We start from the raw sequence: 10492 nt of genomic DNA on the forward strand, positions 1-10492 counted from the left end.
CAACATTTACCGATCAATCTAAATTTCATAAAAATGGAGGGTTTCTACAAAGCCTTTTTATTAAAAAAAGAAATTTTAAATTAAAATTAGAGAGTTTTAATCATTTTTTTTAAATTTGATATTTAAAAATGGTTTTTAATGTTAAAATTAGAATTTATTCATTAAAAAGTTTAAAATTAGAATTTATTCATTTAAAAGTTTAAAATTAGAATTAAATCATTAAAAAGTTTAAAATTAGAAAGTAATATTTAAAATGTTAAAATTAGAATTAAATCATTAAAAAGTTTAAAATTAGAAAATAATTATTTAAAAGTTTAAAATTAGAATTTATTCATTAAAAAAAGCAAAATTAGAAAATTACAATGGATTCCATTTGTAATTTTCTTTTTAATTTGATTTGAACAGTTTTTTAAAATAATTGTTTAGAGTTCTTTTTGATTTTAAATTTCTATTTAACAATTATCTTGGAGCTGGTTGTCTTTCCTGTGTAATAACTGTCTCCGGCAAATTTTGTTGTTGCAGTAAAGGTTCCCTTCTTAGTTAATTTTATTGTAAATGTTGCAATTCCCTTTGCATTTGTTTTTGCTGTGTATGTTTTTCCATTTACCTTTAGGCTAATCTTTCTGCTTTTGATTACTTTTCCCTTATTGTCCTTAAGGACTGCAGTTAGCTTTTTGCTTGCTGCCTTTTTAAAGGTCTTCTTTGCAACACTTAGCTTTGTAGCCTGTTTTTGTATTGTGATTGTAGTTAATTTTACACAGCCCTTATATGCTCCGTTTCCGGTATATGCAAGGGTTACCTGATACTTGCCGGCTGTTGCTGTAGGTAGTGTAAAGCTTACTGTACCGTTTATGTCGCTTGTTCTTGTATAAATCTTGCCGTTGAATGCAATGCTTACTTCCTTATTTGCCAAAAGGTTTCTTTCACTGTCCTTTAAGCTAAACTTATATACTGTGCTTTTTGCATTTATTGCATAGACGCTTAGATTGGATGCGCTTATCATTGTTTCTGTAGGGCTTTCTGTAGCCTTTACTGTTGCCTCCATTTCACAGGATTTGTATGTGTCGCTTCCTCCATAGCTGATTTTCAATTCAGCCTCGCTTTCAATATTGTCGATGTATATGTGACCGTATTCATCTGTTAGGTCTGTAATTGCAGATTGCCCATTTATTGTGTATGTGACCTTTTGCGCGCCTAGTTCCATTCCATTGATGTCATACAATACTATTATTGCACGTCCATCCTTAACATATTCGAGGCTCAGATATGTTTCTGTATATGCCTTAGGAATTAGGATGCTTCCATCTGAACTTTCTATTGAACTGAACTTAAGTTCAAAGTCATTTATTCCCTCAACATCGCTGAAGTTATTGTTTTTTACAATGATGTCTCCTGTAGGTGTAAGTGAAAGGCTTGACAATACATTCAGATAGTAGAATGTGACTGTCTTTGGATTTACACTTTCATCTGCCCTGAGGACAGTGTTGTCTGTTATGTTTATTGAGCCTATTGTTGATGGGTAACCGTGTGCTGTGTTTTCAGCCTCTGAGATTATAATCATGTTTTCGTCATTGACCATAAAGGTATTGTTTATAATCTCAAGGTTGTTTGATGCCTTTTGAAGACTGATATAGGGGAGGTTTTGATAGCTTAGGTCAAAGCTTCTGTTAAGGTATGAGCTGTACCATGTAGCATTTATCATTCCGCAGGTGATGAATGTGTTGTTTATTATCTTGGAACCTGCAGTTGATGCTCCTCCATAGAATATTGCATAGGTGTTGTTTATGAATCTGTTGGCTTCTATGAGTATGTTGCTTGAACCGGTTGCAATGCTTAATCCATCCAATACCTGTCCCTCAAAGCTGTTGTTTATTATATTGATATTGCTGCAGCTCATTATGTTTACTGCCTTTGTACCTGTTTCGCTGCTTTTCACTCCGGTTGTAACTCCTGTGAAATAGGAATTCCTTATTGTGGAGGATTCTGTACTTGTTAGGTATGCTCCATTTGCGAAGTTTATGAAACTGCAATTGTCTATTGTAAGGTTTTTGTTTCCCTGTGAGTATATTGCAGTTCCTGTAATTGTTCCGCCATAGTCAGGTACAGGATTGAGGTTTTTAAAGGTGATTCCCCTTATTGTGCTTCCATCGCTTCCCTTTATTTCAAATATGCGGCCTTGACTGTAGGTGTTTATAATTACATTGTCTGCGGTTATTGTGAGTTTCTTTGTAATTGTGATTGTTTCGTTTATTGTATACTCCTTGTTTTGACCGAGGCTTATTGTATCCCCGTCCTTTGAACTGTCTATTGCATCTTGGATGGAACTTGAGTCTGTAACTGTTATCTGTGAGCCAATCAAGTTTTCATTGCTTGCGCCTATAAGTTCTGTCTCTTTGTTTGAACTGCTTATTCCTTGATTGCTTGTTTTTATAAGTTCTGTGTCTTTGTTTGAACTGCTTATTCCTTGATTGCTTGTTTTTATAAGTTCTGTCTGGTCGCTTAAACCGTCGTTTGCGTCTTGACTTATTAAAAGATCTGCACCATTATTCTGAGAGCCCTTCATGTCTGATTGGCTTGCAGCATTAACGCTTGCAATTGAAAATGCAATTATGCATAATAATAGCAAAATGCCTATTTTTTTATAATTCATTTTATTTATTCTCCAAATTCATTTTTTAATATTTTTTTTTTAATGCCTGTTATTCGTATCGTATGTGTTGATTAGTTTGTTTTTTTTTTCATTTACTAATTTTATTCACATTGATATTGGGCATTTTAATCAGATTGTTTTTTATTTTTATTTCATGTTTGATATAAAGGTTTGTATAGTTCATTCAAATGATTTAATGTTTTTGGTGTAAATTATTGTTTCCTTTCTTTTTTGATTTTGATTGCTTTTAGAAATTTATAGTGTTGTTTTGCATGTTTTTTTTTATGGGGAAGGGTATAATCTTATTTTTTTTTATCTTAATTGGTTTATCGTTAAGGGCTGTTTTTGAAAATCGTTTAAAAAATGATGTTTGGCTTGGGATTGATTTTATGCAGTTATATTTGGTACTTCATCTGATTAGTGTATTTTTGGCTTTTAGGAGTGTTCATGTTAATGTTTGAAAAATATGGATAATATTTAAATAGTAACAACTAGTTATATTTATATGATGTGTAAGGTTTTACTCATCAATAATTGAAAATTAAAAATTTGGTGGCGGATAAGTAAAAAAAAGTAGAGGAAAAAATAAATATGATAATTTCATAGTTTTAAAAAAAATGTTTGGCGACATTTTTTTATAATTTTTTTCTCCTTTAATGAAAAATAATGTTTCATGAGATAAAGATGAAAAATATTTAAAATTATATTATTGATTCTCTACTTGTTTTTTTTTTATTTGAGCTACTTCTTAATCTATTAATTATTAAAGGAGGTAAAAACTTGTCTTCTCATAAAATTACATTGATTATAGCAATGTTGGTTTTGGCAATATTTGCAGTTGGATCAGTTTCAGCTGCTGATGATATTGCAGACGACATTGATGTACAAACTGATGATGTATCTATTGATGATGTCTCAGTTGAAGAAGATAGTCAAACAGATTATGTAAATAATAGAGATAGTTCTGATGTAAATATTTACAATACAATGACCTTGACTGATATTCAAGATAATATTGATTCTGCTTCAAGTGGTTCAACTGTTATTTTTAATCCGGGAACATATACTGGAATTGCATTAAATTTAACTAAAGATAATGTTGTTTACAGGGGTGTTAATGCTACATTGATTGGAACTGGTTCTAGTCATGTTTTTAATTTAGTGAATAATTTAAATAATTTCACTATCTCTGGTTTTGAAATTAATGTTAATGGCAGATATTCTGCTATTTATGGATCATTTATATTTAATGGAACCATTAAGGAAAATACGCTTTATAATGGTACTGATGGTATAAATATCAATAGATTTTATGATAATATGACTGTTGAGGATAATTTTATTCATGATATGTATAGGGATGGTATTTCATTTGCTCATCCTAATGCAAACAGTATTAGTGTTAATAATCTTGGAAATACTTATATTTCTAGAAATAATATTACTAATTGTAATTACAGTATTTTTGTAGGTGGTAATTTTAGAGGTGTTATTTCAAATAATAAAATTTTAAATTCTACTTGTGGAATTCAATCTGTGGGTAAAAAAGATGGTTTTATTAGTGATATTGTTGCAAATATAAGTGGAAATAATATTTCTGGTGTTGAAACTGGTATTGAATTTATCAATATGACTGCAGTTAGTTTAAATATTACATCCAACAATATTCAAACTACAAATTATGTTAGTGGATATACTGTGGATTATGGAGAAAATTTTTCAAATGCAACTTCTGAATCAATTAATTTCTATCATAATGTTTTGGTTGGTGCTATAAAACAGTCTCTTATAGATATGACATATACCTTTGATAATTGGTTTGATGGTTATATTATTCCATAATAGATTATACAAAAAAATTTGAATGATAATCTAGTTAATTTGATTGTAATGATTCATAGGTTGTTGTAATCAATTTAATTAAGATGGTTGGAAATAATTTTTTTTTGAAAAAAATTTATTTCAAATTGAAATTAAATTATAATGCTTTTCTTTTAAATTTCGATTTGTATTTTCCGATAATCATTTTAAACATTTATTATTTTAAACTTAAAATTTTAATGCGTGAAAATATGAAAAAATATTATATTTTTATAATGTTCATTTTTTTTATTTTAATTTCATCAGTTAGTGCTAGTGAAATTAATAGTACCTCTTCTAATATCTATTTAGGCGACAACTCCGATGAGTCTATTCAAGCAGTTAATGATTTGGATTATTTGAGTACAAATTCATATTCTATGTCTGAAAATGAACTAAGTTCTCAAATTGCCAATGAATCTTTGAAAACATCATCAAATATTGTTAATTCCGGTTTTGAGGATGAGTTAGATAATGGTTGGACTGTTAATGCTAATGGTGGTAGTGTTTCGAGGGATAGTTCTGTTGTTTATGAGGGTTCTTATTCCCTTCACATTGTAGGTAATAATAATGGTCCTATAATAAGTCAGAGTATAGATTTTACTAATATTGAAAGTATTAGTTTTTATTATTATGCTCCAAGTAGTGGAGGAATATTTAATGTTTATATTCTTGAGGAGGGTACTGTACCAGGTTCTAGTAATTATCTAAAACAGTTTGCTCTTATGGGCAATCCTACTCTTCTTAATTCTTGGACGTATAGTGGTGAAATTGATACTACTTCATATACAGGTAATTTAAATTTAGCTTTCTTGGCATCATATGGAAACATATATTTAGATTCAATTACATGTGTTGCTAAAGAAGTTGAACCTGTTAATTTAGTTGTTAATTCGGGTTTTGAGGATGAGTTAGATAATGGTTGGACTGTTAATGCTAATGGTGGTAGTGTTTCGAGGGATAGTTCTGTTGTTTATGAGGGTTCTTATTCCCTTCACATTGTAGGTAATAATAATGGTCCTATAATAAGTCAGAGTATAGATTTTACTAATATTGAAAGTATTAGTTTTTATTATTATGCTCCAAGTAGTGGAGGAATATTTAATGTTTATATTCTTGAGGAGGGTACTGTACCAGGTTCTAGTAATTATCTAAAACAGTTTGCTCTTATGGGCAATCCTACTCTTCTTAATTCTTGGACGTATAGTGGTGAAATTGATACTACTTCATATACAGGTAATTTAAATTTAGCTTTCTTGGCATCATATGGAAACATATATTTAGATTCAATCAATTATGTTACAAAAGAAGGGGAAGTTTATGAAGTAACTGGATATATGAACGCTCCAGTATATTTTAATTATACTACTGCTGAAGAAGTAACCAAATGGTTTTGGAATTTTGGTGATGGAAAAAGTAGTATTGATCCAAGTCCAATGCATGTTTATAATAAAACTGGAAAATATGATGCATATCTAACAATAGATAATGATGACTCTAAAACTATTAAATATTCAGTTGAAATAATTGAAAATTTAGTTGCAGATTTTGAATATACAATTACTGGAAATGCAATAAGTATCTTGGATAAATCTTCAGGAAGTATTAAAAATTGGGTTTTTAATTGGGGCGATGGTAGTACAACAAATATAACTGAATTAAATAATCTTCCAAATGGATATAATATTATACATTCTTATCCTTCAAATATTTTGGGTTCTTTTGATGTTACTTTAACGGTTACAGATAAATTTGGTAATACTAGCACTATTACTAAAGAGAAGATAGTTAAATTTTATAATAACGTTAGTAATGATGTAGTTTCTTTTGATTTTACTCAAAGTGTACCAGATGGTTGGACAGAATTTAACAATCCTATTCATCCTACTTGGAATGGATCTGAAGCTATAATTAACTTTGATGACTATGATTACATTACAGTTTTAGTGAATATTGAAAAGGCTCATTTTTTCACTGATCTTTTTATAGATGATAATCTTATTAGGAGTGTTGAAACTTATGTTTCGGGTTTTACATTAACTGAGTCTATTGCTAATTTGTATGGGAATCATAAAGTTAGTGTTGGTGCAGGATATGGTATTAGACAAATAATCTTTGGTAATTATAAATATGTAGCTGATTTTGATATTGAATCCATAACTATTGAAAATGGTAATTTCACAGTATCATTTAAAGATAATTCTCGAGGAACAGCAATTAGTAGTTATGTTTGGGAATTTGATGATGGTGAAACATTTACTTCAAATAGTCTTTCTGCTAGTTTAAATCCAAGTCATACATTTTCTTCAGGCAATCATTGGACTAGATTACATATTTATCACGATGATGTGGAAATGGATTATTGTTTTTATAATTTCACTTTAGCTAAACCAACAATTAATGGTGTAGGTTATGATAGTATTCAGGATGCCATAAACAGTGCTGGTGAAAATGATGTAATTGATATTGCTCCAGTAATAGGCGGTGAATTTAGTGAAAACTTATTAATCAATAAATCTTTGACCTTAAACTTCAATGGTGCGGTTTTAAGTCCTAAAGACAGTGATGTTCCTTTATTTAATGTTACTGATGGTGCTGTTGTTACTGTTAGTGATCTTGGTTTGAATAAGGATTCCGTTTTAGTTACTGATTCTGATTCTAAATTGATTATTAAAGATTCTGAGATTGATGTTGATTTGGATTTAAGTGAAGGTAATGTTGATTTGGCGGATGATTCATTTAATAATTCTATTTTGACTCTTGTTGCAAATGTTAATATTGCTAACTCAACCGTTAGTGGAGGCAGTGTTATTGTTAATGGCGGTAAATCCAGAATATTCAACACTACTTTAACTTCTTGTGATGTTGCAATCACTCAAACTGCTGGTGAGTTGGAATTAATCAGTAATATCTTAACCGGTAATGGTGTTGCGGTTAATGTTACTGGCGGTACAAGCAATATTGCTTATAACCTCATTTACAATAATGATAAATTCGGTTTGGTCTATGTTGGCGATGATGTAGTATTTGATAATAACTGGTGGGCAACCAGTGATGATCCGTCCCGTTTTAATGGTGAAAACTTATCTGATGTGTACTTTGATGTTTACAGATTGGAAGAGGATGCTGGTGTTGATGAATTTTCATACCTGAGATTAAAATTCTCTAGTGATGAATCTGTAATGGGGGTCAGCAGGGAATATCCTGTTGCTGTTGAGTTAGTCAATGATGATGGCAGTGAAATTGGCGGATACATTAAAACCATTGATTTGACTGTTGATGATGAATATCTTGTTGCCTTGGAGGATAATGCGGGAACATTTGCTCTTTTAACTTCTGATGTTGATTCAGATAATACTGTTTTAAGTGTTTTGGGTGAGGAGTATATTTTGGATGTTCCTGTGGTGTCTGGCACTAATGTTATTATTGGTCTTGATGGTGATGCTGTTGTTGGCGGTTCTGTTGCTGTGAATGTTGAAGTTCCTTATGCAACAGGTATTGTAACTTTCTATGTTAATGGAGAGGCTGTTCCTGTTGAGTTGAATGAGACTTTGGCTCAATATGTATTTGATAATTTGGCTGCTGCTTATTACAGTATTGTTGTTGTTTATGAGGGCAATGATATTTTTGCCAGTGCGGTTAACAGCACTTCATTTAATGTTGATGACAGTATTGTGATTGAAGTCAATGGCACTGAATACAATGTCACTGTTTTGGACGGCAATGCTAGTGAATTGATTGATGGTCTTGCTGACTTGAACAATCAATTAGCTGATGCTCAGTCCAGCATTAGTGATTTGAGTGCTGCTCTTGATGAGGCTAATGACAATATCACTGATTTGAATAATCAATTAGCTGATGCTAAGTCTAATATTAGTGATTTGAGTGCTGCTCTTGATGAGGCTAATGCTACTATTGCTGATTTGAATAATCAATTGGCGGATGCTCAGTCTAATGCTACTGGTTTGGCTGCTGATATTGCTGATTTGAATGGTCAATTGGCGGATGCTCAGTCTAATGCTACTGGTTTGGCTGCTGATATTGCTGATTTGAATGGTCAATTGGCGGATGCTAAGTCCAGCATTGACGGTTTGAATAGTGCGGTTGGTCTTGCTAAGGAGACTATTGATAATTTGACTGCTGAGTTGAATGCTCCGCATAATGCTACTGTTCTTGTTGATGGTATTGGTTATCCTGTCCTTATTGTTAATGGCAGTGCTAGCATTGAAACTAATATCAGTGTTGATCGTGTTGCCAGTGCGATTGATTATAGTAATATGACTACTGTTGCGCTTACTTATCCTGCTTTGAGGACTGGTGATTATTTCGTCTTTACCCTTAAGGATGCTAATGGCAATGCTTTAGCCGGCAAGAACGTTAGCGTTGGTTTCAACGGTCATGTATACACATACGTAACTGATGAGAATGGTCAGGCTAAGACTCAGGTTAACCTTAAGGTTGCTGGAGGATATACTTTTGCTGTCTGTTTCTTAGGTGATGATGAGTATAATGCTAGTTTCATTGCTGCTAAGATTACTGTTGAGAAGCAGAAACCTAGTTTGACTGTTCCTGCTAAGTCTTATAAGGCTTCAGCTAAGACCAAGACTTTGACTGCTACATTCAAGGATGCTAAAGGTCAGCTTATCAAGGGCAAGAAGGTGACTTTCACTGTTAATGGCAAGTCTTACACTGCAAGCACTAATGCCAAGGGTGTTGCTAGCGTTAAGGTAAGTCTTTCCAGCAAGAAGACTTACAGTTTCACTGTTAAGTTTGATGGTGATGACACTTTCGCTGCTGTAACTAAAACAGGAAAAGTAACTATCAAATAGGTGCTAGATTAAGGAAAAAAAATATATTAGTTTGTTTGTTAGAATATTTAGGGAAAAAAGTTGGGTTTTCAATTAAGACTATTGTTTTTATTTATCCTTCTTTTTTCTTTAATTATTCTTTTATTTTTATTTTAACTTATTCGCTGAGTTGTGTTTTAAGTTTGAGGTTTTTATTATAAAAAAAGTGTTAGGGGATAATTGTTTTTTTTTTAATTTAGTTATGGTGTTTTTGTCATTTTTGTTGATTATTTAAGATTTTTAGAGGTTTTTTCTCTTGATATGAAAAAATTGGGTTTTTTGTAATTGTTTGTGTTTTTGTTTGTGTATTTTTTTTGTCATTTGGCGGTTTTTTTTTTTAAAAGGCGAAGTTTATTTTTCTGATGCTTTTTTTTGGATTTAGTGTAGGTTTGATTCCTATGGCCGCCTTTTTTTATATTTTTTGATCTTTTTGTTTAGATGATGAAAAATCTTCAATTTTTTTTTGTTTAAATGAAGGATGGTTGTGTTAAGTATGTTGAATTTGGAAAGGCTTTTTGTATTTTTTGTTTTGATTGCTTTTCTTTTGTCTGTTGGTGGTGTTTCTGCTGAGGGTGTTGATGATTCCTTGGCGGATGCTGCATTGCTTTCGGATGATTTTTGCAGCGGTGATGAGTTCTTGGCTTCAGATGCTGTTGCTGTTGGTGATGAGGATTCTTTGTCTGCGGGTAGTGATGGTCTTGTCTCTTCTGGTGATGATTTAGTTGCTGATTTTACAGCAGACACAACAGAGGGCATTAATTCATTGACTGTTAATTTTACTGATGTTAGCGGCGGTAATCCTAGTGCTTGGTTTTGGGATTTTGGTGATGGTGGAAACAGCACCTTGCAAAATCCGACACATACGTATGATGATATTGGATATTTTAATGTGAGTTTAAAAATCGTTAATGATGATTTCAGTGATTTTATTGTTAAGGATGATTTTGTTCATGTTATCTATGACCGTGAGATTCTTGCTAATCCTGATTTTGAGGATGGCACCAGGTTAGTTGGCTGGGATTATTCAGGAGCTTCTGTTTATTCTTCCCAGAAAAATGCTAATACTGGTAAAAGGTTTGCTCAATTGCAGGATGGGGGTTTTATTTCTCAGCTTGTTCATTGGGATACTGTGGAT

The 10492-nt window shown here is 31.7% G+C and carries 4 protein-coding genes; 3 read left to right on the forward strand and 1 reads right to left on the reverse strand.

Annotation, left to right across the window (positions count from 1 at the left end):
* Positions 1-448 precede the first annotated feature (448 nt).
* The gene (locus tag Q0138_RS02395; protein WP_297980433.1) at positions 449-2650 is read right to left on the reverse strand and encodes a right-handed parallel beta-helix repeat-containing protein; all 2202 of its coding nucleotides are present in this window, start codon (positions 2648-2650) and stop codon (positions 449-451) included.
* Positions 2651-3430: 780 nt separating this feature from the next.
* Between Q0138_RS02395 and Q0138_RS02400 the strand changes: the two genes are divergently transcribed.
* The 3 genes from Q0138_RS02400 to Q0138_RS02410 form a co-directional block, all read left to right on the forward strand.
* Positions 3431-4492, forward strand: coding sequence for a NosD domain-containing protein (locus Q0138_RS02400; RefSeq protein WP_297980436.1), 1062 nt, complete (start codon positions 3431-3433; stop codon positions 4490-4492).
* A gap of 254 nt (positions 4493-4746) precedes the next feature.
* Positions 4747-9339 carry a PKD domain-containing protein gene (locus Q0138_RS02405; protein WP_297980439.1) on the forward strand — a complete coding sequence of 1531 codons (4593 nt, stop codon included), beginning with the start codon at positions 4747-4749 and terminating at the stop codon, positions 9337-9339.
* Positions 9340-9850: 511 nt separating this feature from the next.
* The coding region (locus Q0138_RS02410) for a PKD domain-containing protein (RefSeq protein ID WP_297980442.1) at positions 9851-10492 on the forward strand (642 nt) is incomplete at its 3' end.

Origin of the sequence: uncultured Methanobrevibacter sp., from assembly GCF_937906425.1 — an archaeon.
Taxonomy (GTDB): Archaea; Methanobacteriota; Methanobacteria; order Methanobacteriales; family Methanobacteriaceae; genus Methanobrevibacter.

What these genes read in the sequence shown, in the direction of transcription:
- Q0138_RS02395 (WP_297980433.1), bottom strand. Translation starts at nt 2,650, where the DNA reads ATGAATTATAAAAAAATAGGCATTTTGCTATTATTATGCATAATTGCA.
- Q0138_RS02405 (WP_297980439.1), top strand. Translation starts at nt 4,747, where the DNA reads ATGTTCATTTTTTTTATTTTAATTTCATCAGTTAGTGCTAGTGAAATT.